At 64.6% G+C, this 26,640-nt stretch carries 22 protein-coding genes; 17 read left to right on the top strand and 5 right to left on the bottom strand.

Annotated features, from left to right (window positions below):
* Positions 1-203 precede the first annotated feature (203 nt).
* Positions 204-2,273, top strand: coding sequence for a prolyl oligopeptidase family serine peptidase (locus ABIB80_RS02750; RefSeq protein WP_354127048.1), 2,070 nt, complete (start codon positions 204-206; stop codon positions 2,271-2,273).
* Positions 2,274-2,451: 178 nt separating this feature from the next.
* Here ABIB80_RS02750 and ABIB80_RS02755 read toward each other — a convergent pair whose 3' ends face one another.
* A complete protein-coding gene (locus tag ABIB80_RS02755) occupies positions 2,452-3,123 on the bottom strand; it encodes a DUF938 domain-containing protein (protein WP_354127049.1) in 672 nt (223 codons plus the stop codon).
* Positions 3,124-3,383: 260 nt separating this feature from the next.
* Between ABIB80_RS02755 and soxX the strand changes: the two genes are divergently transcribed.
* The 10 genes from soxX (at position 3,384) to ABIB80_RS02805 (ending at position 11,065) form a co-directional block, all read left to right on the top strand.
* Complete coding sequence (gene soxX / locus ABIB80_RS02760; RefSeq protein ID WP_219682792.1) at positions 3,384-3,737, top strand: sulfur oxidation c-type cytochrome SoxX; 354 nt, start codon at positions 3,384-3,386, stop codon at positions 3,735-3,737.
* 38 nt (positions 3,738-3,775) lie between these two features.
* Entirely contained in the window at positions 3,776-4,267 is a 492-nt protein-coding gene (gene soxY / locus ABIB80_RS02765; protein ID WP_007598010.1) for a thiosulfate oxidation carrier protein SoxY, read from the top strand.
* A gap of 15 nt (positions 4,268-4,282) precedes the next feature.
* Positions 4,283-4,594, top strand: coding sequence for a thiosulfate oxidation carrier complex protein SoxZ (gene soxZ / locus ABIB80_RS02770; protein ID WP_007598011.1), 312 nt, complete (start codon positions 4,283-4,285; stop codon positions 4,592-4,594).
* Positions 4,594-5,457: a sulfur oxidation c-type cytochrome SoxA gene (gene soxA / locus ABIB80_RS02775; RefSeq protein ID WP_354127050.1), complete on the top strand. Its 864-nt coding sequence runs from the start codon at positions 4,594-4,596 to the stop codon at positions 5,455-5,457. The genes soxZ and soxA overlap by 1 nt, the downstream gene beginning before the upstream one ends.
* Positions 5,454-5,771 carry a hypothetical protein gene (locus ABIB80_RS02780; RefSeq protein WP_354127051.1) on the top strand — a complete coding sequence of 106 codons (318 nt, stop codon included), beginning with the start codon at positions 5,454-5,456 and terminating at the stop codon, positions 5,769-5,771. Before soxA ends, ABIB80_RS02780 begins: the two co-directional genes overlap by 4 nt.
* Positions 5,772-5,826: 55 nt before the next feature.
* Positions 5,827-7,578: a thiosulfohydrolase SoxB gene (soxB, locus tag ABIB80_RS02785; protein ID WP_354127052.1), complete on the top strand. Its 1,752-nt coding sequence runs from the start codon at positions 5,827-5,829 to the stop codon at positions 7,576-7,578.
* Positions 7,575-8,033 carry a DsrE family protein gene (locus tag ABIB80_RS02790; protein WP_354127053.1) on the top strand — a complete coding sequence of 153 codons (459 nt, stop codon included), beginning with the start codon at positions 7,575-7,577 and terminating at the stop codon, positions 8,031-8,033. Before soxB ends, ABIB80_RS02790 begins: the two co-directional genes overlap by 4 nt.
* 272 nt (positions 8,034-8,305) lie before the next feature.
* A complete protein-coding gene (locus tag ABIB80_RS02795; RefSeq protein WP_007598021.1) occupies positions 8,306-9,343 on the top strand; it encodes an MBL fold metallo-hydrolase in 1,038 nt (345 codons plus the stop codon).
* A gap of 75 nt (positions 9,344-9,418) precedes the next feature.
* Complete coding sequence (locus tag ABIB80_RS02800) at positions 9,419-9,592, top strand: hypothetical protein (RefSeq protein ID WP_007598023.1); 174 nt, start codon at positions 9,419-9,421, stop codon at positions 9,590-9,592.
* A gap of 264 nt (positions 9,593-9,856) precedes the next feature.
* Positions 9,857-11,065 (top strand): MFS transporter, encoded by a 1,209-nt coding sequence (locus tag ABIB80_RS02805; RefSeq protein WP_007598026.1) that lies wholly within the window; start codon positions 9,857-9,859, stop codon positions 11,063-11,065.
* Between the two features lie 89 nt (positions 11,066-11,154).
* On the opposite strand, the gene ABIB80_RS02810 is transcribed toward ABIB80_RS02805, so the two are convergent.
* Entirely contained in the window at positions 11,155-12,480 is a 1,326-nt protein-coding gene (locus ABIB80_RS02810; protein ID WP_354127113.1) for an MFS transporter, read from the bottom strand.
* Between the two features lie 145 nt (positions 12,481-12,625).
* Here ABIB80_RS02810 and ABIB80_RS02815 point away from each other — a divergent pair, with 145 nt between their 5' ends.
* From ABIB80_RS02815 to ABIB80_RS02830, 4 genes are read left to right on the top strand one after another with little or no spacing between them, the layout of a single operon-like run.
* A complete protein-coding gene (locus tag ABIB80_RS02815) occupies positions 12,626-13,279 on the top strand; it encodes an ABC transporter ATP-binding protein (RefSeq protein ID WP_007598028.1) in 654 nt (217 codons plus the stop codon).
* Positions 13,276-15,738, top strand: a complete 2,463-nt coding sequence (locus ABIB80_RS02820) for an ABC transporter permease (protein ID WP_354127054.1) — start codon at positions 13,276-13,278, stop codon at positions 15,736-15,738. Before ABIB80_RS02815 ends, ABIB80_RS02820 begins: the two co-directional genes overlap by 4 nt.
* Positions 15,728-16,810 (top strand): lipocalin-like domain-containing protein, encoded by a 1,083-nt coding sequence (locus ABIB80_RS02825; RefSeq protein WP_354127055.1) that lies wholly within the window; start codon positions 15,728-15,730, stop codon positions 16,808-16,810. The genes ABIB80_RS02820 and ABIB80_RS02825 overlap by 11 nt, the downstream gene beginning before the upstream one ends.
* A gap of 27 nt (positions 16,811-16,837) precedes the next feature.
* Positions 16,838-17,224, top strand: coding sequence for an MAPEG family protein (locus tag ABIB80_RS02830; protein WP_007598033.1), 387 nt, complete (start codon positions 16,838-16,840; stop codon positions 17,222-17,224).
* Positions 17,225-17,401: 177 nt separating this feature from the next.
* Here the strand turns inward: ABIB80_RS02830 and ABIB80_RS02835 are convergent, their stop codons facing one another.
* The 3 genes from ABIB80_RS02835 to ABIB80_RS02845 form a co-directional block, all read right to left on the bottom strand.
* On the bottom strand, positions 17,402-18,595 hold the full coding sequence (locus tag ABIB80_RS02835) for an ABC transporter substrate-binding protein (RefSeq protein ID WP_354127056.1): 1,194 nt from the start codon (positions 18,593-18,595) through the stop codon (positions 17,402-17,404).
* 274 nt (positions 18,596-18,869) lie between these two features.
* The gene (locus tag ABIB80_RS02840) at positions 18,870-22,034 is read right to left on the bottom strand and encodes an efflux RND transporter permease subunit (protein ID WP_354127057.1); all 3,165 of its coding nucleotides are present in this window, start codon (positions 22,032-22,034) and stop codon (positions 18,870-18,872) included.
* A complete protein-coding gene (locus ABIB80_RS02845; protein WP_354127058.1) occupies positions 22,031-23,236 on the bottom strand; it encodes an efflux RND transporter periplasmic adaptor subunit in 1,206 nt (401 codons plus the stop codon). Before ABIB80_RS02845 ends, ABIB80_RS02840 begins: the two co-directional genes overlap by 4 nt.
* A gap of 481 nt (positions 23,237-23,717) precedes the next feature.
* Between ABIB80_RS02845 and ABIB80_RS02850 the strand changes: the two genes are divergently transcribed.
* Both ABIB80_RS02850 and ABIB80_RS02855 read left to right on the top strand, forming a co-directional pair.
* Complete coding sequence (locus tag ABIB80_RS02850; RefSeq protein ID WP_007598037.1) at positions 23,718-24,872, top strand: iron-containing alcohol dehydrogenase; 1,155 nt, start codon at positions 23,718-23,720, stop codon at positions 24,870-24,872.
* Between the two features lie 18 nt (positions 24,873-24,890).
* Positions 24,891-26,441 (top strand): AMP-binding protein, encoded by a 1,551-nt coding sequence (locus ABIB80_RS02855; protein ID WP_354127059.1) that lies wholly within the window; start codon positions 24,891-24,893, stop codon positions 26,439-26,441.
* Positions 26,442-26,640: the final 199 nt, after the last annotated feature.

Genomic DNA, 26,640 nt, shown 5'->3' on the forward strand with positions numbered 1-26,640 from the left:
CAACGGGCTTTCGAGGGGCTTCAAAGGCTTTCAAAGGCTCGCTTGATTCCCGCCACTATGGCGGGACGCGAGAGGGCGGGCAACCGGCGCAAACGGGCGCAGGCCATGCCTCTGACGCAATCGGGCCGATGATAATGGGCCGCGCACTTGACGGCTTGCGCTCGATCAAATCCTATCCGCCGCGACCTTCCGGAGTTTCGTTCATGTCCGTCGACGACAGGCCTACGCTCAGCGCTCCCGACGACGATCCCTGGCTCTGGCTGGAGGAGATCGAAGGCAAGCAGGCGCTCGATTTCGTCACGCGGCAGAACAGCCTGACGCTCGACGCGTTCGGCGGGACCGCCTTCGCGCGCGACCGCGACATGCTCGCGGCGATCTACGATCGTCCCGACAACATTCCCTATGTCAGCCGGCGCGGCGACGAACTGCACAATCTCTGGAAGGACGCCACCAACCCGCGCGGCTTGTGGCGGAAGACTTCGCTCGCCGAGTTTCGCAAATCGCATCCCGCGTGGGAAATCCTGCTGGACGTCGACCAGCTCGCGGCACGCGAAGGCGAGGACTGGCTGCTGAGCGGCATCACCACTCAGCCGGGAAGCGCGCGCGCCATTTTGAGTCTGTCGCGCGGCGGCAGCGACGCCGTCACCTTGCGGGAATTCGACCTCGGCACCAAGAGTTTCGTGGCGGACGGATTTGCGCTGCCGGAAGCCAAGGGCGGCGCCGATTGGCTCGATGCCGACACGCTGCTGCTGTCGAGCGCCCATGGCGAAGGCATGGCGACTGCTTCCGGATATTCGCGAACGGTTCGCCTGTGGCGGCGCGGCCAGCCTGTCGATCAGGCGCAAATGATCATCGAGACCACGGCCGATCATATGGCGATCTCCGGCATCGTCGACGACACCGCTGCGGCCCCGCGCAGCTGGATCGTCGACCAGATCGACTTCTTCAATCATGCGCTCTGGCTGCGCGACGCCGACGGCACGACGACGAAGCTCGATCTGCCGACCGGCATCTGGTTGCAGGCGCATGGCGACTGGTTCGCGATGAAGCTGCGCGAGGCCTGGTCGATCGAGGGCAGAACCTATGCCGCCGACACCGTGCTCGGCATCTCGCTCCCGGCCTTCCTCGCCGGCAGCCGCGATTTCGCGGTGCTGTTCGCGCCCGAACCTCGCCGTGCCCTGCAAGGCCTGTTCTGGGCCGGGGGCAGGCTGGTGCTGTCGATCCTCGACGAGCTCCAGCCGCAATTCGAGATCTGCACGCCGTCCGCCACAAGCTGGAGCCGCGAATCACTTGGCGGCCTGCCGCAGATCGGCGTGGTCGACATCTGGCCGCTGGATCGCCATCCCTCCGAGAGCAACGGCGACCTGCTTGCCAATGTGCAGGATCCGCTGACGCCGCCGTCGCTGCTGCTCATCGAGCGCGGCGTCGCGAGCCCGATCGTGCTGAAGCAGGCGCCGAAAACATTCAACGCCGACGGCCTCGTGGTCACCCAGCACGAGGCGATCTCGATCGACGGCGAGCGCATTCCCTATGTGCAGACCGGCCCCAGCGGCGAGACCGGCGATGCACCGGTCTATATGAGCGCCTATGGCGGCTTCGGCCTCGCCGTGAAGCCGTACTACAATTCGTCGCTCGGCAAGCTGTGGCTGGAGCGCGGCGGCACCACGGTGCAGGCGAATTTGCGCGGCGGCGGCGAATTCGGTACGCGCTGGCACGATGCGGGGCGATACGCCGGCAAGAAGCTGTCGCACGATGATTTCGCCGCCGTTGCCGCCGATCTCGTCCGCCGCGGCGTGACGACGGCAAAGCGCATCGCCGCGCAGGGCGGATCCAACGGCGGCATCCTCATCACCAACATGCTGGTGCGATACCCCGAACGTTTCGGCGCGCTGTTCTGCACCATCCCGCTGATCGACATGCGCCGCTACACGAAGCTGCTCGCCGGCGCGAGCTGGATCGCGGAATATGGCGATCCCGACAAGCCCGAGGAATGGGACTGGCTGAAGACCTACTCCGCCTATCACAACGTCAAAGCCGGCCAGCCCTATCCGCCGATCCTGATCGCCACCACGCGGCGCGACGACCGTGTCCATCCCGGGCATGCGCGCAAGATGGCGGCAAAGCTCCAGGCCATGGGCTACGAGGCCTGGTTCTACGAGCCTGAAGCGGGCGGCCACGGCTACGGCAAGGACAACAAGGAGCGCGCCGGGTTCGAGGTGATTGGCTTTCGGTTCTTGAAGGACAAGATCGGGTGGAAGGACGGCGAGGGCTGACGACCTCTTGATTGAATCAGTGGGAGCGCAGCAGGCGGTGCACCTCGCCCGCTTGCGGGAGAGGTCGGCGCGAAGCGCCGGGTGAGGGTTCTATCCTCTAGGGGATACCCCATTGCGGAGACACCCTCTCCCCAACCCTCCCCCGCAGGCGAGGGAGGGAGCGCAGCGCCGTCTAGGCTTAGCGCGAAAACACCAGCGTGAGATTGTTCGCTGGCATGTCAATGGTATCGACAAGGCGAAGACCTGCGCCGCGCGCGAGCGCCTCGACATCGGCGATGTCACGCACGCCCCAGTCGGGATTGCCTTCACGCAAGGAGGTGTCGAACACGGCGTTGCTGAGCGCGATGTGCTTGCCGCCGCGCTTGAACGGGCCGTAGAGGAACAGCTTGCCGTCGGTCCGCAAATAGCGGCCGGCGCCGGCGAACAGACCCTCGGCGACGCTCCATGGCGCGATGTGGATGACATTGGCGCAGAACAATGCGGCAAGACTCGACGGTGCCTGCCCGCTTTTCATCTCCGGACACCAGTCCGGATCGGTGAGATCGATCCGCAGCGGCGAGCGGATGTTTTTCAGGCCTGAATGAACACGCCAGGCCTCGATGCTCTTGAGGTGGCGCTGGTTGAGATCGCTGGGCCACCAGATCAGGCCGGGCGTGTGACGGGCGAAGTAGACCACGTGCTGGCCGGTTCCGCTGCCGAGCTCGACCACGTTGCCGGTGCAGCCGGCGAGATGCTTCTCCAGCGCCGCCCAGAGCGGCTCGTGATTGCGATGAAATGCCGGTGCATCGAGCCGACCATCCGACTCGACCCGACCGCCATCCCTGCCGAATTCGACGACATATTCAGCCAAGTGAGGTCCCCTTGAAAAAACGAGAACGCGATGAAAACAGGTTGAGCGCCCAAACGCTCGGGAAACAGCCGGCCCGCGCCACAGCCCTTAACTCTCGGGCCAAATCGGCTGAACAAATAATCTCATTAGTTGCAATGGGGAAGATATTAACTTCATTTTGTCGCGTGCATAGTCTTGATTGTCAGGCGGTGCCCTTTGTGCTTTGGAAACGCTTCTATTTCGCGATCGAGACCATCGATATAACGCCTCGGAATAACGCCGTGACCGCCTTTTCCCGGACGCCCGTTCTGTTCATCTTGCTGGCCATTGCCGCCGGCCTCGCCAGCCCGGCGTGGGCGCAGTCCGCTGTGGCCGACGGCCAGAAACTCGCTTTCGACCGCGGCAAGGGCAATTGCCTGACCTGCCACGTGATCAAGGGGGGCGACCTGCCGGGAACGATCGGGCCGGAACTGAAGGACCTCAAGGCCAAGTACCCCGATCGCAACGAGCTGGCCGCGATCATCTTCGACGAGACCAAGCGCAATCCGCAGACCATGATGCCGCCGTTCGGCCGGAACCGGATTTTGACCGAACAGGAGATCAGCGCGATCGTTGATTTCCTGCAGACCCTGTGACTTCAGGCACGCCACGAGATTTGGTTGGGAGACCCGAGATGACCACACTCACCGGCCCAAGCGCGACGCGGCGCCTGATCCTTCAGGGCGCAGCCTCGGTCGCGCTGCTCGGCCTCGGCAATCTGCCGTTCGGCGCCGCGCCCGCGCGCGCTGCGGCCAACGACAAATATCCCGAAGAGGCCTTCAAGCAGAAGAGCGAGGCGGACGCCATCAAGGCGCTGTACGGCAAAACCGCCGAGCCGTCCGACAAGGTCAAGCTGGACGCCCCCGAGATCGCCGAGAACGGCGGCGTGGTGCCGATCTCGGTGGCGACGACGCTCGACAAGGTCACCTCGATCTCGTTCTTCGTGGCCGAGAATCCCAGCGCGCTGGCCGCGTCCTACAGGATTCCCGAAGGCACGATCCCTGCTGTCGCCAACCGGCTGAAGATGGCCAAGACCACCAACGTCGTTGCGATCGTGGAGGCCGACGGCAAGCTCTACAGCGCGACCAAAGAGGTCAAGGTCACCGTCGGCGGCTGCGGCGGCTAAGCGAGGAAGATCGAGATGGCATCCAGCATTCGCGTCCGCGCCACCGCCAACGGCGACATCACCGAGGTGCAGGCGCTGATTCAGCACCCCATGGATACCGGCTTCGTCAAGGACGCCAAGGGCGAGCTGATCCCGGCGCATTACATCCAGCAGCTGAAATTCGAATGTAACGGCAAGGACGTCTTCGTTGCCGATTGGGGCACCGCGATCTCGAAGGACCCCTATGTCAAGTTCAGCTTCAAGGGGGCCAAGAAGGGCGACGATCTCAAGGTCTCCTGGACGGATAACAAGGGTGCGTCGGACACGACCACCGCGAAGATTTCGTGATGAAGGCCCGCACCTCCATCCTGCTTGGTTCGTTGAGCGCCGCGCTCGTCGCGTTGGCCCTCACCTCTCCGCGCGTGGTGGCGGCCGACAAGGTCGATCCCGTCGCCGATGCCAAGGCGTTCCAGAACTTCTTCTTCCAGAAGTTTCCGACCGTGAAGCACGAAGATTTCGTCAACGGTCCTTATTCCATGAACAAGGATATGAAGCGGCAGTGGCAGGAGAAGGAGGAATTCCCGCCCTACGAGTTCGCGCTCGACGCCGGCAAGGAAATGTTCGCCACCCCGTTCAAGAACGGCAAGACCTATGCCGACTGCTTCCCGAACGGCGGCATCGGCATCCGCCAGAACTATCCTTATTTCGACGAGAAGGAAGGCAAGGTCGTCACGCTGGAGCTGGCGCTCAACCGCTGCCGCGAGGCCAATGGCGAGGCGCCCTATTCCTACGTCAAGGACGAGATGGCCTCGCTCACCGCCTACATGGCCTTCACCTCGCGCGGCAAGCCGATGGACATCAAGATCCCCGACGATCCTCGCGCGCTTGCGGCATTCGAGAACGGCAAGCGCTATTTCTACACCCGCCGCGGCCAATTGAATTTCTCCTGCGCGAGCTGCCATGTGCAGAGCCCGGGCGAGCGCATCCGCGCCGAGATCCTGGCGCCGGCGCTCGGCATTCTGAACGCGATGCCGATCTACCGCTCCGAATGGAGCGGCATGGGCACGACCAGTCGCCGCTTCGTCACCTGTAACAGCCAGACCCGCGCGGTTCCGCTGGAGCCGCAGGCGGATGAATATCGCGACGTCGAATATTTCCTGTCCTACGTCGCCAACGGCCTGCCGATATCGGGACCGGGAGCGCGGCCATGAAGCGGTCGCTTGCTCTCGCCGTGGTGCTTGCCTTGCCGCTCGCCCTGAGCCTCGCGCCGGCGGCGCGTGCGGCAAACGAGGCGGATTACAAGACGGCCTATGCCGCCGCCGAGGCCTCCTCCAAGGAGGCCGCCGGCATGCGCAACCAGTGGACCGTGACCGTCTCGACGCTGGCCGCCGCGAAGAAGGCGGCCGATGGCGGCGATTACGACCGCGCCGTGGCCGCAGCCAGGGAGGCCGAGGCGCTGGCGAAAGCGTCGATCTTCCAGGCGATTTCCGAAAAAGAAGCCTGGAAGGCGATGGAAATCCGCTAGACTGTTCGCTCCTGCAACAGCCTTGCGACCATGAGAGGGCGCGGAGAATTTCTGGATGGCGATCCGCCGCCGCGATTTCCTGAAGAATGCAGGCCTTGCTGCCGCATCGCTCAGCCTGCCACGGCTTGCGCGCGGTGCTGAGGCCGCGAGCATTTACGACCTCGAACGGTTCGGCAATGCGCGTATCCTTCACCTCACCGACACGCATGCGCAACTCAATCCGGTCTATTTTCGCGAGCCCAGCGTCAATATCGGGATCGGCGAGATGGCAGGACGGCCGCCGCATCTGGTCGGCCGCGCCTTCCTCGACCGTTTCGGCATCAGGCCCGACAGCGCGGACGCCTATGCCTTCAGCTGCTTCGAGTTCGAGAAGTCCGCAGGCCGTTTCGGCAAGCTCGGCGGCTTCGCCCATCTGAAGACGCTGATCGACCGCTTGCGCGGCGATGCCGGCGAAAAACACTCCATGCTCGTTGACGGCGGCGATCTCTGGCAAGGCACGGGACTCGCCAACATCATGCAGGGCCGCGACATGGTCGAGGCCGCAAACCTGCTCGGCATCGAGGCGATGACCGGGCATTGGGAATTCACCTACGGCGAGCAGGCGCTGCGCGACAATCTCGCGCGCTTCAAGGGCGAGTTTCTGGCGCAGAACGTCTTTCTCACGGAGGAAGCCGCATTCAACGACGCCCCCGCCTTCGACAAGGCGACGGGGCGCGTGTTCAAGCCCTCCCTGATCAAGGAGCTCGGCGGCCATCGCGTCGCGATCGTCGGCCAAGCCTTCCCTTACGTGCCGATCGCGCATCCCAAACGGTTCACGCCGGACTGGTCCTTCGGCATCCGCGAGGAGGAACTCCAGAAGCATGTCGACCGCTTGCGCGGCACCGACAAGGTCGATGCGGTCATCCTGCTGTCGCACAACGGCATGGACGTCGATCTCAAGCTTGCAAGCCGCGTCACCGGCATCGACGTCATCCTCGGCGGACATACCCATGATGCGATCCCGCAGCCCATCGCCGTGAAGAATGCGAGCGGCACGACGCTCGTCACCAATGCCGGCTCCAACGGAAAATTTCTTGCCGTGCTCGATCTCGCGCTCGAAAAAGGCAAGGTCGGCGACGTCAAATATCATCTGCTGCCGGTTTATTCCGAGCTGTTGAAACCCGATCCTGGGATGGCCGAACTGATCGGCCGGTTGCGGGCGCCCTTCGCTAACGACTGGTCGGAAAAGATCGCGACGCCCGATCGCCTGCTGTATCGCCGCGACAATTTCGCCGGCCCGGTCGACGAGCTGATCTGCAGCGCGCTGCGCACCGAGCTCGACGCCGAGATCGCGCTGTCGCCGGGCTTCCGCTGGGGCGTCACCGGGCTGTCCGGCCAGGCGCTGACGATGGAGGATTTGCTCGCGGAAACCGCGATCAGCTATCCCGAGACCTATGTGCAGGAGATGACGGGAGCCCAGATCAAGGACGTGCTGGAAGACGTCTGCGACAATCTCTTCAATACCGATCCCTACTACCAGCAGGGCGGCGACATGGTCCGCGCCGGCGGGCTCAGCTACACCTGTACGCCGACGGCGGCGATCGGCAGCCGCATCTCGGAGCTGAAGCTCAATGGCGGCAAGGCGCTCAGTGCCAGCCACCGCTACAAGGTCGCGGGCTGGGCCTCGGTCAACGGCCAGCAAGGCGCGCCGGTGTGGGATGTGGTGGCGAAATATCTGCGGTCCGGCCGGATGTTTCAGGAGCGGCTCGGCTCCGGCGTCACGCTAAAGGGCGTCGAGGGTAATCCGGGCATTGCAGGACAGGGATGATGCGGTCGCAAGCCCTATCCGCGATGCTACTGGCGCTGTTCGCCTGGGCGGCGATGCCGCCGGCGTTTGCGCAACAGGTGCCGCTCCAGGACAAGCCGTTCGCCGAGCACAAGATCGTGCTGCAGCTCTCCGATGGCGATGCCAGGAAGCAAGCTCTGGTGCTCAGCGTCGCCAACAATTTGCTGAAGGCCTACGACCCCGACAAGGTCGCAATCGAGGTGGTGGCGTTCGGTCCCGGCATCGATCTCCTGTTATCAGGCAGCGAGCGCCGCAAGCAGGTCGAGAGCCTGATCGCGCAAGGCGTACGCTTCGACATCTGTCTCAACACCGTCGACACGATCGAGCGAGAAACGGGCAAGCGGCCGGACTTCATCCCCGCCGCCACGCCGGTGCAGGTCGGAGTCGGGCAGATCCTGTTTCTCAGCGAGAACGGGTACACATTGGTGCGGCCCTGAGCCTTTTGTCGGGGCAAAGCGTCGCGGCACAGTCGGTGTCATCGCCCGCGAAGGCGGGCGATCCAGTACTCCGAGACCGCGAGGGATACGGAAAGGGCGCGGCGTACTGGATTCCCCGCCTTCGCGGGGAATGACAGCGGTGGCCAAGTGACGCCCACTCGCCGGTCACAGGAATAAAAATCTTCCAAATTTTCTTGCTTACACAGTGAATTGCTTCTCTTGTGAGCCCGAAATGTAGTAGAATCTCCGGGTAATTCACGCCGGGTCTTGCCATGATCTTCCGTCAGCTCTTCGACAGTGTTTCGGGTACCTACAGCTATCTCCTGGCGAGCCGCCCCGGCGGCGAGGCGCTGATCCTCGATCCCGTCCTCGAGAAGGTCGACCGCTACTGCCAGCTGCTGCGCGAGCTCGATCTCAAGCTGGTCAAGGCCGTGGACACCCATCTCCATGCCGACCACGTCACCGGCCTCGGCGAGCTGCGCGACCGCACCCATTGCATGACGGTGATGGGGGACCAGACCAAGGCCGACGTGGTGGCGATGCGGGTTGCCGACGGCGACAAGGTGACGATCGAGGGCCTGGCGCTCGACGTGATGTACACGCCCGGCCACACCGACGATTCCTATTCCTATTTGATGGGCGACCGCGTCTTCACCGGCGACACGCTGCTGATCCGCGGCACCGGCCGCACCGATTTCCAGAACGGTTCTTCGCGCGCGCAGTATGAGTCTATTTTCAATCGGCTGCTGAAGCTGCCCGACGAGACCATGGTGTTCCCAGCGCATGACTACAAGGGCGACACCGTCTCCACCATCGGCGAGGAGAAGCGCTACAATCCGCGGCTCCAGGTTCGCTCGGTCGACGACTATATCGAGCTGATGGCCAATCTGAAGCTGCCCAACCCGAAGATGATGGACGTCGCGGTGCCCGCCAACATGCATGTCGGCCTGCACCAGGAGGAGCTGGAGAAAGAGGGCCGCGCGCTCCGCGCCGTCGAGGCGATCCGCAGCCTCGGCCGTCCCGATATCCTGCTGGTCGATTTGCGCGAGACCAATGAGCGGATGAAGCACGGCATGCTCGAAGGCGCGTTGCATACGCCCTATCCGTCCGTCGAGGACAGCCTCAAGCCCGGCGGCATGCTGCGCGAGGTCGCGGCCGCCACCGGCCGCCGCGTCGTGTTCTTCTGCGCCTTCGGCGAACGCTCGGCGATGGCCGTCGCCGCCGCCAAGGAGGCCGGGCTCACCAACACCGCCCACATCGCCGGCGGCATCGACGCCTGGAAGAAGGCCGGCGGGCCGGTGGTGCACTGACGACTTGAGATAAGTCAGGAACCGCACATATCTTCCGGATAGGATCGGCCGCAGCATCACCATCCGGGACCAGCCATGGCCAAGATCGGCAAGCCGAGCGCGCCGCCCAAAATTGCGGACGACACGCCAGCAAAAGACAAGGCGAAGAAGCCTCCGCCTCCGCGCGACACCGAAGACGATGATTACGAAGACGGCGACATCGCGACACCAAAGCGAGACCGCTACGGGCCGGATGACGAGCCGTTTTGAGGGCTCGGCTCTTGCCTCGCTCTCAACTGTCGTCCTGGCGAAAGCCAGGACCCATACCGCGTGATCTCTCGATCGTGGATGGTCGCAGTACCGGACCACGAGTTTTCGCCAAACTGCTTCCTGGGGTAATGGGTCCTGGCTTTCGCCAGGACGACGGCGGGGAATCTCCCACCCACACTACCTGCCATGCGCCTGCGTTCATGGACAAATAACCGCTCTGCCCGATAGTTTGCGCGTCTCCAAAGGACGTGAAACGGAACTGCAATGGTCGACGTTCTCGCCGCACCGCAACAAGGCAAGGCGGACAGCGCGCTACGCACGCTGACGGGAATCTCGATCGCGCATTGGGTCAGCCATTTCCATCTGCTGGTCCTGCCGATGCTGTTTCCGTTCCTCAAGAATCAACTCGGCGTCGGCTATGTCGAGCTCGGCTTTGCACTGACCGTGTCGGCCGTGGTCTCGGGGCTGACGCAGGCGCCGACCGGCTATCTCGTCGACCATTTTGGTGCGCGAAGAATCCTGCTGGGCGGCCTCACGCTTGGCGGCCTCGCGCTGATCCTGCTCGGCCTGCACCTCAGCTATGCCTCGCTGATCGCCTGCGCCGTGCTGCTCGGGCTCGCCAACAGCGTCTACCATCCCGCCGATTACGCCATTCTCGCCGAGCACATGGACGAAGCGCGGATGGGCCGTGCTTTCTCGATCCATACCTTTGCCGGCTATTTCGGCGGCGCGGTGGCGCCGGCGATCGTCGCCGCGCTGGTCACCGTATCTGGCGGTGCCGGCGCGCTGATCGCATCGGGGGCGATCGGTGTTCTGGTCGCGCTGCTGCTGGTGACGATGAACATTCCCGATGCCGGCGCGCACAAGACGAAGCCGGGCACCGAGAACGCACCAAAACAAGCCGTGATCACGCCGGCGCTGATCACGCTGACGGCGCTGTTCATGCTGCTCAGCCTGTCGGTCGCCGGCATCAACAATTTCGGCGTGGTGGCGCTGATGAGTGGCTACGGCGTGACCTATTCCGCGGCCAATGTCGCGCTCACCGCGTTCCTCGGTGCAAGCGCCGCCGGCGTGCTCGCGGGCGGCTTTCTCGCCGACCATACCGAGCGCCACGGCTATGTCGCCGCCGCCTGCTTTGCCGCGAACGCGGCGATCGTGCTGCTGATCGCGCTGGTCACGCTCCCGGGCTGGGCGCTGACCGCCACGATGGCGGCCGCGGGTTTCCTCTCCGGCGTGATCGCGCCCTCGCGCGACATGCTGGTGCGCAATGCAGCACCTCCCGGTGCTGCGGGGCGCGCCTTCGGCATCGTCTCCACCGGCTTCAATCTGGGCGGCATCGTCAGCCCGCTGCTGTTCGGCTGGATCATGGACCAGAGCGCGCCGCATTGGGTGTTCGGGGCGTCCGTGATCTTCATGGTCGCGACCGTGGTGCTGTCGCCGTTCACGGAGCGGAAGCGGCCAATCGCTGCTTGAGCAACAAGCTCAATTGTCGCCCCGGCCTTGCGCGCAATTGCGCACAGGGGCGGGGATGACGTTGTGATTGGGTTGACCGAAGTGGCCCCTTACGTCGGCGATACCGCGCCCTTCAGCGCGCTGGCCTGCGGCGCGGCGGTGCCGGTCAGCCTGGCGCGCTCGGTGTTCGGCCACAGCAACAACAGGCCAACCACACCGGAGCCGACCATCACCACCGCATTGATGGTGAAGCCGGTCATGTAGCCGTCCAGCATGCTGCCGGCGCGCTGGATCACGGTGCCCATCACGGCGGGCGCGATGATGCCCGAGAGCGTATAGAGCGCGCCGTAGATCGCGAGGATCGCGCCGCGCTGCGACGTCGGCGTGAACTCGCCGAGCATCGGCGGGCAGACCACGTAGATCGCTCCGCACAAGCCCGTTCCAACCACAAGCAAGGTGAGCTGAAAGCCCGCGCCCTGAACATGCGGCATCGCGGCCAGGATCAGGCCACCGATGACCAGCGGCACGGAGCCGAGCACGCCGCGTGCGACGCGGGTGGTCGAGCCGCGGGCCATCATCAGTTGCGAGATCCAGCCGGTCAGGATCACAATGGTGGCGCCGAACACCCAGGGCAGGGTCGAGATCCAGCCGGCCTGGCTCTGCGAGAAGCCGAGGCCCTTGATGATGAACGGCGTGAACCAGGTCAGCCCGAGCGACAGCGCCCAGTAAGCACCGAAGGTCGCCGCGACGCAGCCGAGGAAGGTGCGCGAGGTGAGCAGCTGAAGGTAGGGAATCTTCGTCTCGGCCGCAGCCTGAGCCTGTGTGTCCTCCAGCGGGCCTTCCTTGCCGAATGCGAGCCAGGCGCAAACCCAGATCAGGCCGACGACGCCGAGCGCGCCGAACGCATAGTGCCATGAATGATTGACGATGATCCAGTTCAGCGCCGGCACAGCGAGGATGACGCCGAAGGCCGAGCCCTGCGACAGGATCGCGGTCGGCAGCGTCCGCTTCTCGTCGGGAAACCATTTGTAGATCGCATGCGCAGCGACCGAGAAGGCCGGGCCTTCGCCGGCGCCGAGCACGATGCGGCAGATCAGGAGCGTGGTGAAGGAGACGGTGCCGACCATCGGAAACTGCGCGAGCGCCCAGACCACCGCGAGCGCGAGCAGCACCCAGCGCGTCGGCACCTTGTTGACGATGAAGCCGACCACGATCGCAGAGATCGAGAACAGGAAGAAGAACGACGAGCCGAGCAGACCGAACTGCTCGGGCTCGAGCTTCAGCTCAGTCATGATCGGAACGCCCGCGAGACCGACGACGATCTTGTCGGCGAAGTTCACCAGCATGAAAAGAAACAGCAGAAATGTAACGGTCCAGGCGCCCTTAGGCGTTCCAGTCGTCTTGCCCGCCACCTCGGGCGTTCCCTGAGCGCTCATCATTCTCCCCGTCGTCCGTTTTTGGCACTTTTTTGATGTAGTCCTCTTAGGAGCTAACAACGGCTTCAAGACCAACGCAACCCGGCATTTCCGCAGCAGGTGTGCTACGCAGCAATTCCAGTAATTCCGTCCGGCGCCATTCATCGTGCTGAGCATCCGAAACCTCTCCAAGACGTTCTCTTCGGCCGGTGAGCCGGTCCATGTGCTGCGCGGCGTCGATCTCGACCTCAAGGCCGGCGAACGCGTCGCACTGACCGGCGAGTCCGGCAGCGGCAAGAGCACGCTGTTGCACCTGATCGCAGGGCTCGATGCCGCCGATAGCGGCACGATCCGACTGGAAGATACCGAGGTCACCAAATTGTCCGATGCGGGACGCGCCGGCCTGCGGCGCGACCGGATCGGCCTGGTGTTTCAACAATACAATTTGATCCCGAGTCTGTCGGTCGGAGACAATCTGGTGTTTCAGGCGCGGATCGCCGGCCGGTACGACGCAGCTTGGTATAAAGAGCTGATCGAGCGTCTCGGGCTTGGCGGCCTGCTCAAGCGTTATCCAGAACAATTATCAGGCGGACAGCAGCAACGCGTCGCGATCGGCCGGGCGCTGGCGACAAAGCCGTCGTTGCTGCTGGCGGACGAGCCGACCGGCAATCTCGACGAGGCCACCGCCGAGGACGTGCTTGCCCTGACGCGCGACCTCGTCACGCGCACCGGCTGCGGCTTTCTGATGGTGACGCACAGCCTGCATCTGGCCGCGACACTCGATCGCCACGTCAATCTGCATGCCGGGCGGATCGCATGAGGCGCGCGCTCTGGGTCCTCGCCGTGCTGCTCAGCCATTGGCGGCGCCACAAGATGCAGTTCGCGACGCTCCTGATCGGGCTGATCGCGGCGACCGCGCTGTGGAGCGGCGTGCAGGCGATCAACCAGCAGGCCCGCAACGCCTATGACCGCGCCGCGGCAACCTTCGGCGGCGCGCGCACGCCGATGCTGGTCGCGCCTGACGCCGCGACTTTTCCGCAGGAGCTGTTCGTCAAGCTCCGCCGCGCCGGCTGGCCGGTCTCACCGATGCTGGAGGGACGCATCCAGGTCAACGGGCGCTCGGTCCGGCTGCTCGGCATCGAGCCGGTGACGCTGCCGGTCGATGTCGGCAATGCACCGCGCCTAGGCGCCGCCGATCTGAGCAACTTCATCGCGCCGCCGGGCCAGACGCTGGTGGCACGGGAGACGCTGAACGATTTGCAGGAGCAGGAGGGCGCGGCACCAGCGATCAGCAGCGGCGCAAAACTGCCGCCACTGCGCGTGCTGCCGCAGCTTGTGCCCGACGTGCTGGTGGTCGATATCGGCGTGGCGCAGCGGCTGCTGAACAAGCCGGAGCAAATCTCGCGACTTCTGATCGGCAAGCCCAGGGGCAAGCCCGCGCCATTGGCGAGCGTCGTCGGCGACCGCTTGCAGCGGGTCGAGCCCAATGCGGAGACCGAGCTGGAGCGCCTCACCGACAGCTTTCACCTCAATCTCACTGCGTTTGGCCTGCTGTCGTTCTTCGTCGGTCTTTTCATCGTCAATTCTGCCGTCGGTCTCGCCTTCGAGCAGCGGCTGCCGATGCTGCGCACGCTGCGGGCCTGCGGTGCCTCGGCGCGACTGGTCAACACCGTGCTGGTGGTCGAACTCGTGGCGTTGTCGCTGGTCGCAGGCCTGATCGGGCTTGCCTGCGGCTATTTCATTGCGGCTGCGCTCTTGCCCGACGTCGCGGCGTCCCTGCGGGGACTCTATGGCGCGCAAATCCCGGGGCAGCTCAGCTTGCGACCCGAATGGTGGCTCGCCGGGATCGGCATCAGCATTGCCGGCGCGCTGGTGGCCGCGGCGACCAGCCTGATCAAGGCTGTCAGGATGCCGGTGCTGGCGACCGCGCAGCCGCGCGCCTGGCAACAGCGGCAGCGCCGTTGGCTGATCCTGCAAAGCGGGGCTGCCTGCGCCGTGTTCGCGGTCGCGCTGTTGCTGCTCCAGTACGGGCAATCGTTGATCGCGGGCTTTGGCGTGCTGGCAGCGCTGATGCTGGGCGCCGCGTTGATCCTGCCGGCCTTCCTCGACATCATCCTGCGGACCGGGCAGCGTTTCGCGCGACAGCCGCTCGCCCTGTGGTTCTGGGCGGATAGCCGGCAGCAGCTCTCGGGATTGTCGCTGGCGCTGATGGCGCTGCTGCTCGCGCTCGCCGTCAATGTCGGGGTATCCACCATGGTGGAAACGTTCAGCCGCACTTTTGTCGGCTGGCTCGACGGGCGGCTCGCAGCCGACGTCTACATCAGCGCCTCCGACAATGCGAAAGGCGTCGCGATCCGCAATTGGCTGAAGGAGCGCAGCGATGTCCAGGCGATCCTGTCGGGCGGACGCGCCGAGGCGCAGGTTCAGGGGCAGCCGGTGGAACTGCTCGGCCTGCCCGATCATGCACTCTATCGCGAGCGCTGGCCGCTGCTCGAAGCCGCGCCCCGTGCCTGGACACAACTCATACCCGGCAATGCCGCGTTCATCAGCGAGCAGCTGAGCCGCCGCCTCAACGTCCGCGTCGGCGACGTCATCGACGTGCCGGCGCCGGGCGGGACCTGGCAGCTCGACATCGTCGGCATCTATGCCGACTACGGCAACCCCAAGGGCCAGCTTGCGGTGAATGTCGCGGCGCTGATCCGGCAGTTTCCGCAGACGCCGCAGACGCGCATCGGCCTGATTGTCGCGAAGGAGAATATCCCCGGCCTGATCATGGCGCTGCAGAAGCAGTTTGCGCTCGACGATCGCAGCGTCGCCGATCAGGCGACGGTGAAAGCGGAGTCGATCCGGATCTTCAACCGCACCTTTGCGGTGACGTCGGCGCTGAATGCGTTCACGCTCGGCGTCGCTGGGATCGCGCTGCTGACCAGCCTTCTCACGCTGGCGAATTCGCGCCTGCCGCAGCTTGCGCCGCTCTGGGCAATCGGCATCACGCGGCCCCGCCTTGCCGCGATCGAACTGACCAAGACGCTGTCGGTCGCGCTGTTCACGTCACTCCTGGCCGTGCCGCTCGGGCTGTTGGTGGCGTGGTGCCTGATCGCGATCGTCAATGTAAAAGCGTTCGGCTGGCGGCTGCCGTTCCATGTGTTTCCGTTGCAATTGGTCGAGCTGGTCGCGGTCGCGCTGTTCGCCTCGTTGCTTGCCGCGCTGCTGCCAATGATACGGCTGGCGCGGATGCAGCCGGCGAGCCTCGTCAAGGTGTTTGCCAATGAGCGCTGACAGCATCTCGCGACGCACCTTCGCCGGCGGCATCGCCGCGCTGGTGGCGACCCGCCGTGCGGGCGCGCAGGGCTATGCCGGGCTCGGTGAAACCGCCGACGGCTTTGCGAAGGTCGAGCCGGGAAAGACGTTCTCCTTCCCCGCCGATCACGGCCCGCATCCGGAGTTTCGCATCGAGTGGTGGTATCTCACGGCGAATCTCGTCGACAGCAGCGGCGCGGCTTGCGGCCTGCAATGGACGCTGTTTCGCCAGGCGACGCAGCCGGGACCGCAGGGCGAGGGCTGGGCCAACCAGCAGGTGTGGATGGCGCATGCGGCGGTGACGCGGGCCGACACCCACCGCTTCAGCGAGCTGTTTTCACGCGGCGGCGTGGGACAGGCCGGCGTCACGGCGAAACCGTTCTCAGCCTGGATCGACGATTGGGCGATGAACGGATCCGAGCGCACCGAAGATCGCGCTTTGGCGCCGCTGACGCTGAAGGCCTCGGGCGCCGACTTCAGTTACGCGCTGACGCTCGAGGCCGATCGTCCCGTGGTGCTGCAGGGCGATCGCGGCTACAGCCGCAAGTCGGAGCGCGGACAGGCCTCCTACTATTACAGCCAGCCGTTCTATCGCGCCCGCGGCACGCTCACCATCGATGATAGGCCGGTCGATGTTTCCGGCCAGGCCTGGATGGACCGCGAATGGAGCAGCCAGCCGCTCGACACCGACCAGACCGGCTGGGACTGGCTGTCGCTGCATCTCGCGTCCGGCGACAAGCTGATGCTATACCGGCTGCGGCAGAAGGACGGCATGGACTATCCATTCGGCAACTGGATCAGCGCCACAGGCGACACGCAGATGATCGTGGGTGCCGATATCCGGATGATTCCGAAAGCGACGGCTGAGGTGGCCGGGCGCAAGCTGCCGGTGGAGTGGCAGATCGCGATCCCCTCGCGGTCGTTCTCGATCCAGTGCAAGCCGCTCAATCCAAAGGCGTGGATGGGGACCGGTTTTTCCTATTGGGAAGGGCCGATCAGCTTTACCGGCACGCATGACGGCGTTGGCTATCTCGAGCTGACCGGGTATTGAAGCGCAGCGTCCTCCAAGGAATCCGTTATGTATCACCTCACTGCCCTCGTCACGCTGCTGACGATCCTGTTCTACTTCTTCATCACCATCAACGTGTCGCGCTCGCGCACCAAAACCGGCGTCAAGGCGCCGGCGATGGCGGGCCATCCGGATTTCGAGCGCGCGTTCCGGATCCAGATGAACACGCTGGAATGGATGCCGATCTTCCTGCCGTCGCTCTGGCTGTTCGCTATCTATATCAGCGATTCCGGCGCGGCGGCGATCGGCGCGCTCTGGATCGTCGGCCGCATCGTCTACTTCATCGGCTATTCGAAGGCCGCAGCAAAACGCGGCCCGGGATTTTTTATTCAGGGTATCGCGGCCATTGCGCTGTGGGCCGGGGCGCTGGGAGCGGCGGTGCTGCGGCTGGTGTGAGGTAGCCGACATGCGTCCACTTGCCCCGCCGTCGTCCTGGCGAAGGTCAGGACCCATAGCCGCAGGGCGCAGCTATGGGCACGATGGTGGCGACAGCTTGTTTCAACAAGTCGCTATCGGGGTAATGGGTCCTGGCTTTCGCCAGGACGACATCGCGCTTTTTAAGCCGCCGTCATCCTATTTCGTCAGCGGACAGCCGCTCTCCTTGGCCGTGAAGAACGCCTTCTCGCCGGGAACGACCGCGAGCTGCTTGTAATAGTCCCAGGGCTTCTTCGATTCCGAGGGCTTCTTGACCTCGAACAGATACATGTCGTGGACCATGCGGCCGTTCTCGAGCACCTTGCCACCTTGCGCGAAATCGTCGTCGACCGGCAGCTCCTTCAGCTTCTTGGCGACTGCATCCGGATCCTTGCTGCCGGCGGCCTTGACCGCCTTGAGATAGCTCAGCGTTGCCGAATAGGTGCCGGCCTGGATCATGTTCGGCATCCGGCCGGTGCGCTTGAGAAAGCGTTCGCCGAGATGGCGGGTGCGGTCGTTGATGTCCCAGTAATAGCCCTCGGTCAGCACCAGGCCTTGCGCGGCCTGCAAGCCGAGGCCGTTCACTTCGGCGAGCGTCATCAAGAGGCCCGCGAGCTTCTGGCCACCGGAGACGATGCCGAACTCGGACGCCTGCTTGATCGAGTTGGTGGTGTCGAGGCCGGCATTGGCAAGGCCGACGATCTTCGCCTTCGAGCTCTGCGCCTGGAGCAGGAAGGAGGAGAAGTCCGAGGAGTTGAGCGGCACGCGCACCGAACCGAGCACCTTGCCGCCATTGGCGGCGACGATCTCGCTGGTGTCCTTCTCCAGTGCGTAGCCGAAGGCGTAGTCCGCGGTGAGGAAGAACCAGGTGTCGCCGCCGGCCTTGGTCAGCGAGCCGCCGGTGCCGACACCGAGCGCGCGGGTGTCATAGGCCCAGTGGAAACCGTAGGGCTGGCAGGCATCGCCGGTGAGGCGCGAGGTCGCAGCGCCGACGACGATGTCGATCTTCTTCTTTTCCTTCGAGAGCTCGTGGATCGCGAGCGCGACCGATGAGGTCGTCAGCTCCGTGATCATGTCGACGTTCTCGACGTCGTACCAGCGCCGCGCGATCGAGGTCGCGAGATCCGGCTTGTTCTGATGGTCGGCGGTGACGAGCTCGATCTTCTGGCCGAGCACCTCGCCGCCGAAATCCTCGATCGCCATCCTGGCGGCTTCGACCGACCATTTGCCGCCGTAATCGGCGTAGACGCCGGACTGGTCGTTGAGGATGCCGATCTTGACGCCTTGGGCGGAGGCCGGCGCGGCCAGCAGCAAAGCCGAAATTGCGACAGCGGCCAAAAGGGCTGATTTCATGTGTTAGCTCCCAGCAGTTTTCTGTTTTGAAATCGCGCGGATACTAGTGAAGAACCCCGCGCCTGCCCATCCATTTCGGCCTAGGCCGTTAGTATGGGCGCGGCCATTTTTGATGAATTGCCGTCGTCCTGGACAAGCGAGCGGAGCGAGCGCTGATCCAGGACCCATTACCCCAGGGAGCAGTTTGGCGAAGTCTCGGAGTGAGCAGCTCGCACAGCAACCACTCCCTGGGGGTAATGGGTCCTGGCTTTCGCCAGGACGACATGGAGAGGAATTAAGCCAGCGCCTTCGGCTTGCCCTCGTTCTTCCCCTCGGCCAGGTTCCGCACCACGACGTAGAAGATCGGCGTGAACAACAGCCCGAACAAGGTGACGCCGATCATGCCGAAGAACACGGCGACGCCGACGGCCTGCCGCATCTCCGAGCCGGAGCCGGACGAGATCACCAGCGGCAGCACGCCGAGGATGAAAGCGAAGGACGTCATCAGGATCGGCCGCAAGCGCAGGCGGCAGGCGTCGATCACGGCCTCCAGCCGCGGCTTGCCTTCATTCTCGATGTCGCGGGCGAACTCCACGATCAGGATCGCGTTCTTCGCCGCCAAGCCCACCAGCACGACAAAGCCGATCTGGGTGAGGATGTTGACGTCCTGCCCCATGATGCGCACGCCGATGGTGGCGGCCAGCAGGCACATCGGCACGATCAGGATCACCGCGAACGGCAAGGTCCAGCTGCCATATTGCGCGGCGAGCACGAGATAGACGAACAGCACGCAGATCGGGAACACCAGCAGTCCCGCATTGCCGCCGGTGATCTGCTGATAGGACAGATCGGTCCATTCGAAGGTAAAGCCGCTCGGCAAGGTGTCGTCGGCGAGCTTCTTGATCGCGTTGAGCGCAGTGGTCGAGCTGGTACCCGGGGCTGGCTCGCCCTGGAGCTCGGATGCTGCATAGAGATTGTAGCGCGCGACGCGGTCAGGGCCGGAAACATCCTTGAAGTCGACCACGCTGCCGAGCATGACCATGTCCCCGGAGGCGTTGCGCGTCCGCAGCCGCGCAAGATCGCTCGGCTCTTTCCGGAACGGGAAGTCGGCCTGTGCGGTGACGTGGTAGGTGCGGCCGAACAGGTTGAAGTCGTTGACATAGGTCGATCCGAAATAGGTCTGGATCGTGTCGTTGATGTTGGCGATGGGAACGCCGAGCTTCTGCGCTTTGGTGCGGTCGATGTCGACGAAGAGCTGCGGCGTGTTGGCCGAGAACGGCGAGAACACCGTGGGAGCGAGCAGCGACGGCGATTTGCGCGCCGCGGCGACCAGCTCGTCGGTGGCCGCGGCGAGCAGCTCCGGCCCGCGTCCCTGGCGGTCCTGGATGCGGATGGTGAAGCCGCCGCCGGTGCCGATGCCGGGCACGGCCGGCGGCGGAATGACAATGATGAACGCGCCCTGGATTGCAGCGAGCCGCTTGCGCAGCTCGGCCGTGATGGCGTTCGCAGTCAGCCCCTTTTTGATCCGCGCCTCTGGCTCGTCGAAAACAGGGAACAGCGCCGCTGCATTGCCTGCCTGCGTGCGCGTCGCGCCGGAGAAGCCGGCGAAAGCGGCAACGCGGATGATACCCGGCGTATCCAGCGAGATCCGCTCGATCTCGCGCACGACCTCGGTGGTGCGTGCCAGCGACGCCGCGCCCGGCAATTGCACGGAGATGATGACGTAGCCGCGGTCCTGCGCCGGAATGAAGCCTTGCGACGTGGTCCCGATCAGCCAGCCGGCGCTGCCGATCAGCACGACGTAGATCAGGATCATCACCGCCGAATGCCGGATCACGAAATTGGCGAGGCCGGCGTAGCCATGCGCGAGACGGTCGAACACGCGGTTAAACACGCCCGTGAAAGCGTTCCAGCCGCGTGCGAGAAAATTCCAGCGCGCCGGCGGCCGCTTCTCCTCGTGCGGAACGAGAAGAAGCGAGGCCAGCGCCGGCGACAGCGTCAATGAGCAGAAGCAGGAGATTGCGGTTGCGACCGCAATGGTGACGGCGAATTGCTGGAAGAACTGACCGGAAATTCCGCCCAGAAACGCCGTCGGGACGAATACCGCGCAGAGCACCAGCGCGATCGACACCAATGCGCCGCCGACCTCCTCCATGGTCTTCAGCGCGGCGTCGCGCCGGCTCATGCCGTGCTCGAGATGCCGCTCCACATTCTCGACCACCACGATGGCGTCGTCGACCACGATACCGACGGCGAGAACGAGACCGAACAGCGTGAGATTGTTGATGGAGAAGCCGAGCGCCGCCATCACCGCGAAGGTGCCGACCAGCGACACCGGGATCGCGATGATCGGGATGATCGCGGGCCGCCATCCTTGCAGGAACACCAGAACCACGATGACCACGAGCAACATGGCCTCGTAGATGGTCTTGATCAGCTCATGGACGGACTGCGCGATGAACTCGGTCGGGTTGTAGCCGATATTGAAGTCGAGGCCTTTCGGGAAGGTCTCCTTCAGCTTCGCCATCGTGTCCGAAATGTTCTTCGCGGTCGCGAGCGCATTCGATCCCGGCCGCTGCGTCACCAGCATCGCGACCGCCGATTTGCGCAGCAGGAAGCTGTTGGTGGAGTACGCGAGAGCACCGAGCTCGATACGGGCGACGTCGCGCAGGCGTACCGTGCGGCCGTCGGAGCCGGCCTTGATCAGGATGTCCTCGAACTGCTTCTGGTCTTTCAAACGCCCTGTGAAGGTGAGGTTCGGCTGGAAGGCGCGGTCGGCGATCGGCGGTTCGGCGATCTGGCCGCCCGCGATCTGCACGTTCTGCGCGCGGATCGCGGCGAGCACTTCGGCCGAAGTCAGGCCGAGATTGGCGATCCGGTCAGGATCGAGCCAAAGCCGCATCGAATAATCGCGCGCGCCGAAAATCTGGATGTCGCCGACACCGTCGATCCGCAGCAGCTGGTCGCGAACCTGGAGCAGCGCATAGTTGGAAATGTAGAGCTGGTCGAACGTGTCGTCGGGCGACAGCATGAACACGACCATCAGGATGTCGGGCGAGTTCTTGCGGGTGACGACGCCGTTGCGCTGCACTTCGTCCGGAAGTTGCGGCTGCGCGATCGCGACGCGGTTCTGCACCAGCACCTGGGCCTTGTCGAGGTCGGTGCCGAGCTTGAAAGTGACGGTGATGGTGAGCTGGCCGTTCGAGGTCGCCTGGCTGTAGAGATACAGCATGTCCTCGACGCCGTTGATCTGCTGCTCGATCGGAGCGGCAACGGTGTCGGACACGGTCTGCGCGGAGGCGCCGGGATATTGCGTAGTGACCACGACGGTCGGCGGCACCACTTGCGGATATTCGGAGACCGGCAGCGTGGTGTAGGCGAGCGCGCCGACGATCAGCAGCACGATCGACAGCACCATGGCCAGGATGGGCTGGTTGATGGAGAGACGGCCAAGATTCATGATTTGCCACCGGCGGGCGCTGGTGCCGTCTGCGGAGCGACCTTGGCACCGACGCGGGCGCGCTGGATGCCGTTGACGATGACGCGGTCGTCCGCCTTCAATCCCTCGCGGATCACGCGCAGGCCCTCGTCGAGCGGCCCGAGCGTCACGGGACGCGCCTCGACGGTGTCGTCCGGCTTGACCACGAACACGATCTTGCGGGACTGGTCGGTTGCGACCGCGACGTCGGGGATCAGCAGCGCCTCATAGGGCGCGCTGCCGATCAGTCTGATGCGCCCGAACTGACCGGGCAGGATCGAAAGATCGGTGTTCTTGACCACGGCGCGGCTGCGTAGCGTGCCGGTGGAGACGTCGAGGCGGTTGTCGAGGAAGTTGATGGTACCCTCATGCGACGGCTTGCTCTCGCCGGCCAGCGTCACCTGCACCGGGTTCGCCGTGTCGCGCGAGCTCGGGCGCTTACCTTCGAACCACAGCTTGCTGTATTTGATGAAGGTTGCCTCATCCATGTCGAAATAGACGTAGATCGGATCGAGCGCGACGATCGAGGTGAGCAGCGTCGAGGAGCCGGTATCGCTGCCTTGCACCAGATTGCCGGGGCTGACGAGATGGCGGCTGACGCGGCCGGTGAGCGGCGCGGTCACATGGGTGAATTCGATGTTGAGCCGCGCGGCCTTCAGCGCGCCAGCGGCCTGCGTCTCCGCGGCGTGCGCGGCCTGTAAGGCCTGGCGTCGCTGGTCGACGGCCTGCTCGGAGACCGCGCTGGTCTGCACCAAATTGAGGCCGCGGTCGAGCTCGCGCTTGGCAAGCTCCACCTTGGCGCGCGCATCGGAGAGCTGGCCGTCTGCCTGCTCGGCCACCGCCTCGAATGGACGCGGGTCGATGACGTAGAGCAGATCGCCCTGATGCACGATGGCGCCGTCCTGGAATTCGACGGAGTTGACGAAGCCGCCGACGCGCGGGCGGACCTGCACCTCCTCGACCGCCTCGAAGCGGCCGGTGAATTCGTCCCAATCGGTGACGGTGCGCTTGACCGGCTGGGCGACGGTCACCGGCGCCGGCGGGGGAGCACTCGCTTGCGAGGCCGGCTGGCCGCAGCCGGTGAGCGCAAAGGCCGCGGCGAGAAGGCCGACCATGGCGTAAGGCCGAGGCGAAACGAAATCGTGCGTTTTGACAAATTGCTCGCTTCCGTCCGGTCCAGTCATCCCAGGTCCTCGCATAAAAACCGCGGTAATAGCAGGGTACGCCCGTACCCGCGGGCGCCACAAGATGGGTTTCAATCATGAACTCTTCAAGACCAAAGCGCGGGCAATGCTCGGAGGAATGCCCTGGCCGGATGACGGGTTGACAGGGCTTGTTTGCCTCTCCCGGTAAACCGCAAGGCAATCGCATATGGATTTCACGAGGAGCGCGGGCTTGCTCCCCTCTCCCGCTTGCGGGAGGGGCCGACGCGCCCCGGGCGATGCGCAGCATCGTCCCGCGCGCGGCGGGTGAGGGCTCTCACCACGCAGGGACATCCTCCGCAATTCTCGACAATCCCGACGCGGAGACACCCCCACCCCAGCCCTCCCCCGCAAGCGGGAGAGGGGGAGGAGAGAGCGACAGCGTCTTCGCGCATGACGAATGCCGCCAGCGCGGTTAGACTACCCCCACAAAAACAAGACGAATTGTCCGGGGAGGACAGACGTGCATCAGGGACGTGTCGTTTACGGCGCGATCGAGGAAGTCGTGTTCGGCCACCCCGCGGCCGAGGCCGTGGTCGCCCAGATGGACCGGCTGGGGACGCGCCGTGCCTTCCTGATGGTGTCGGGCACGCTGAACCGGCAGACCGACGAAATCGCGAAGATCACACAAGCCCTGGGCACAAATTGCGCGGGCGTCTTCGATGCCATGCCGGCGCACACCCCGCGGGAGGCGGTGATCGCCGCCACCAATGCGGCGCGCGAGGCCGGCGCCGACCTGATCGTCACCGTGGGCGGCGGCTCGATCACCGACGGCGCCAAGGCGGTGCAGCTCTGCCTCGCCAACGGCATCGACGATGTCGACGGCATCGAGCGCATCCGCGTGCACAAGGGCGTCGCGCCGGAAATGACGGCGCCTGTCGTGCGCCAGATCAGCGTGCCGACCACGATCGCCGGCGGCGAGTTCAGCGCGATCGCTGGCGTCACCGACCGCAGCACGCACGTGAAGCAGATGCTGCGCCATCCGCTGACGGTGCCGCGCGCGACCATTCTCGACCCCGCCATCACCGTGCACACGCCGGAATGGCTGTTCCTCTCGACCGGCATCCGCGCCATCGATCATTGCGTCGAGGCGATCTGCTCGCCGGAGACGCATCCCTATGCCGACGCGCAGTCGGTCAAGGGCCTCGCGATGCTCGCCGACGCGCTGCCACGGGTGAAGGCTGACCCTGCTGACCTCGATGCGCGCATGGATGCGCAGATCGGCACCTGGCTGTCGATGGGCGCCCTCGCCGCCGGCGTGCCGATGGGCGCAAGCCACGGCATCGGCTACGTGCTGGGCGCGGCCTTCGACGTGCCGCATGGCTACACCTCCTGCATCATGCTGCCGGCCGTGATGCGCTGGAATGCGCCCGACAATGCCGAGCGCCAGATGATCGTGGCGGCCGCAATGGGCTTTCCGGGTCACAAGGCGGCCGACGTGCTCGATGCCTTCATCCGCTCGCTCGGCATGCCGCGCAGCCTCGCCGATGTACGCGTCACGCCGGAGCATTTCGACGCCATCGCCGAACAGGCGATGCGCACACCCTGGGTGCCGCGCAACCCGCGCAAGATCGACGGTCCCGCGCAGGTGCGCGAAATCCTGCTTCTTGCCGCATGATCTAAAGCCGGAGGACCGATGTATCCAGGTCAGCATGCCCGCCTGCGTCCGCTCCAGCCCGCCTTCATCATGGCGGCGAGCGGCGAGGCCGTCACCTATCGCGAGTTGGAGGCGCGCAGCAATCGTCTGGCGCATCTGTTCCGCAGGCACGGCTTGAAGCGGCTCGACCACTACTCGATCTTCATGGAGAACAATTCGCGCTATCTCGAAGCCTGCGGCGCCGGCGAGCGCTCCGGGCTGTACTACACCTGCATCAACTCCTTCCTGACGCCGGGCGAGCTCGCCTATCTCCTCGTCAACAGCCAGTCGAAGATCCTGATCACGTCGATGGCGAAGCTCGACATCGCACGGGAGGCGATCAAGGCCTGCCCCGATATCAGGCTCTGCGTCGTCGCCGACGGCCCCGGCGAGAGTGACCGTATCGTCGGCCTCGCCGAGGTCACGGCCGATCTGCCGACGACGCCGATTGCAGATGAATGTCTGGGTACCGCGATGCTCTATTCATCGGGCACAACGGGACGGCCGAAAGGCATTTTGCGGCCGCTGCCGGAGGAGCCACCGAAGCACAATCTGCCGCTGTTCGATTTCCTGACCAAGCTTTGGCACTATCGCGAGGGCATGGTCTATCTGTCGCCGGCGCCGCTCTATCACTCCGCGCCGCAGGCCGCGGTCAACCTGACAATCCGGATGGGCGGCACCGCGATCATCATGGAGAATTACGATCCCGAGCGTTACCTCCAGCTCGTCGAGCAATGGGGTATCACTCACACGCAGCTGGTGCCGACGATGTTCTCGCGCATGCTGAAGCTGCCGGAGGAGGTGCGCACGCGCTACGACCTCTCCTCGCTCGAGATCGCGATCCATGCCGCCGCGCCCTGCCCGGCGCTGGTGAAGGACGACATGATCAAATGGTGGGGACCGATCATCCACGAATATTACGGTGCGACCGAAGGCCTTGGCTTCACCGCCTGCGACAGCGCGGAATGGCTGGCCCATCGCGGCACCGTCGGCAAGGTGCTGCTCGGCGACCTCCATATTCTCGACGAAAACATGAAGCCATGCCCGACAGGCACGCCGGGTCAGGTCTGGTTCAAGACGGCCTCACCGTTCGAATATTTCAACGACCCGGAGAAGACCAAGGAAGCGCGCTCGGCCGACGGCAGCATGAGCACGGTTGGCGACGTCGGCTATGTCGATGCCGATCGGTTCCTGTACCTCACCGACCGCGCGACTTTCATGATCATCTCCGGCGGCGTGAACATCTATCCGCAGGAATGCGAAAATCTGCTGATCACCCATCCGAAGGTCGCGGACGCCGCGGTGTTCGGCGTGCCCAATCCCGATCTCGGTGAAGAGGTGAAGGCGGTGGTGCAGCCGATGCCCGGCGTCGTGCCGGACGAGGCGCTCGTCGAAGAGCTGATCGCGTTCTGCGGGGCGTCGCTGTCACGGCAGAAGGTGCCGCGCTCGGTCGATTTCGAGAAGGAGTTGCCGCGGCTGCCGACGGGGAAGCTGTACAAGCGGCTGCTAAGGGACCGGTATTGGGGGAACAAGGCGTCGCGGATTGTGTGAAGTCGCAGCTGTCGTCCTGGCGAAAGCCAGGACCCATACCGCGTGATCTCACAACTGAAGAAGGTAGCAATCCGGAGCGGCCAATCTTCGCCAAACACCTCCCTGGGGTGTTGGGTCCTGGCGTTCGCCAGGACGACGCCGGAGGGACTTCTCACAATTTGTGAGAGAACCGCCCCTGCGCCCGCCGTCATCCGAATTG

The organism is Bradyrhizobium sp. i1.15.2, from assembly GCF_040548425.1.
Taxonomy (GTDB): Bacteria; Pseudomonadota; Alphaproteobacteria; order Rhizobiales; family Xanthobacteraceae; genus Bradyrhizobium; species Bradyrhizobium canariense.

Coding starts and splice junctions, on each gene's coding strand:
- ABIB80_RS02750 (WP_354127048.1), top strand. CDS start 204: ATGTCCGTCGACGACAGGCCTACGCTCAGCGCTCCCGACGACGATCCC.
- soxY (WP_007598010.1), top strand. CDS start 3,776: ATGACCACACTCACCGGCCCAAGCGCGACGCGGCGCCTGATCCTTCAG.
- soxZ (WP_007598011.1), top strand. CDS start 4,283: ATGGCATCCAGCATTCGCGTCCGCGCCACCGCCAACGGCGACATCACC.
- soxA (WP_354127050.1), top strand. CDS start 4,594: ATGAAGGCCCGCACCTCCATCCTGCTTGGTTCGTTGAGCGCCGCGCTC.
- ABIB80_RS02780 (WP_354127051.1), top strand. CDS start 5,454: ATGAAGCGGTCGCTTGCTCTCGCCGTGGTGCTTGCCTTGCCGCTCGCC.
- soxB (WP_354127052.1), top strand. CDS start 5,827: ATGGCGATCCGCCGCCGCGATTTCCTGAAGAATGCAGGCCTTGCTGCC.
- ABIB80_RS02790 (WP_354127053.1), top strand. CDS start 7,575: ATGATGCGGTCGCAAGCCCTATCCGCGATGCTACTGGCGCTGTTCGCC.
- ABIB80_RS02795 (WP_007598021.1), top strand. CDS start 8,306: ATGATCTTCCGTCAGCTCTTCGACAGTGTTTCGGGTACCTACAGCTAT.
- ABIB80_RS02800 (WP_007598023.1), top strand. CDS start 9,419: ATGGCCAAGATCGGCAAGCCGAGCGCGCCGCCCAAAATTGCGGACGAC.
- ABIB80_RS02805 (WP_007598026.1), top strand. CDS start 9,857: ATGGTCGACGTTCTCGCCGCACCGCAACAAGGCAAGGCGGACAGCGCG.
- ABIB80_RS02810 (WP_354127113.1), bottom strand. CDS start 12,480: ATGAGCGCTCAGGGAACGCCCGAGGTGGCGGGCAAGACGACTGGAACG.
- ABIB80_RS02820 (WP_354127054.1), top strand. CDS start 13,276: ATGAGGCGCGCGCTCTGGGTCCTCGCCGTGCTGCTCAGCCATTGGCGG.
- ABIB80_RS02825 (WP_354127055.1), top strand. CDS start 15,728: ATGAGCGCTGACAGCATCTCGCGACGCACCTTCGCCGGCGGCATCGCC.
- ABIB80_RS02830 (WP_007598033.1), top strand. CDS start 16,838: ATGTATCACCTCACTGCCCTCGTCACGCTGCTGACGATCCTGTTCTAC.
- ABIB80_RS02835 (WP_354127056.1), bottom strand. CDS start 18,595: ATGAAATCAGCCCTTTTGGCCGCTGTCGCAATTTCGGCTTTGCTGCTG.
- ABIB80_RS02840 (WP_354127057.1), bottom strand. CDS start 22,034: ATGAATCTTGGCCGTCTCTCCATCAACCAGCCCATCCTGGCCATGGTG.
- ABIB80_RS02845 (WP_354127058.1), bottom strand. CDS start 23,236: ATGACTGGACCGGACGGAAGCGAGCAATTTGTCAAAACGCACGATTTC.
- ABIB80_RS02855 (WP_354127059.1), top strand. CDS start 24,891: ATGTATCCAGGTCAGCATGCCCGCCTGCGTCCGCTCCAGCCCGCCTTC.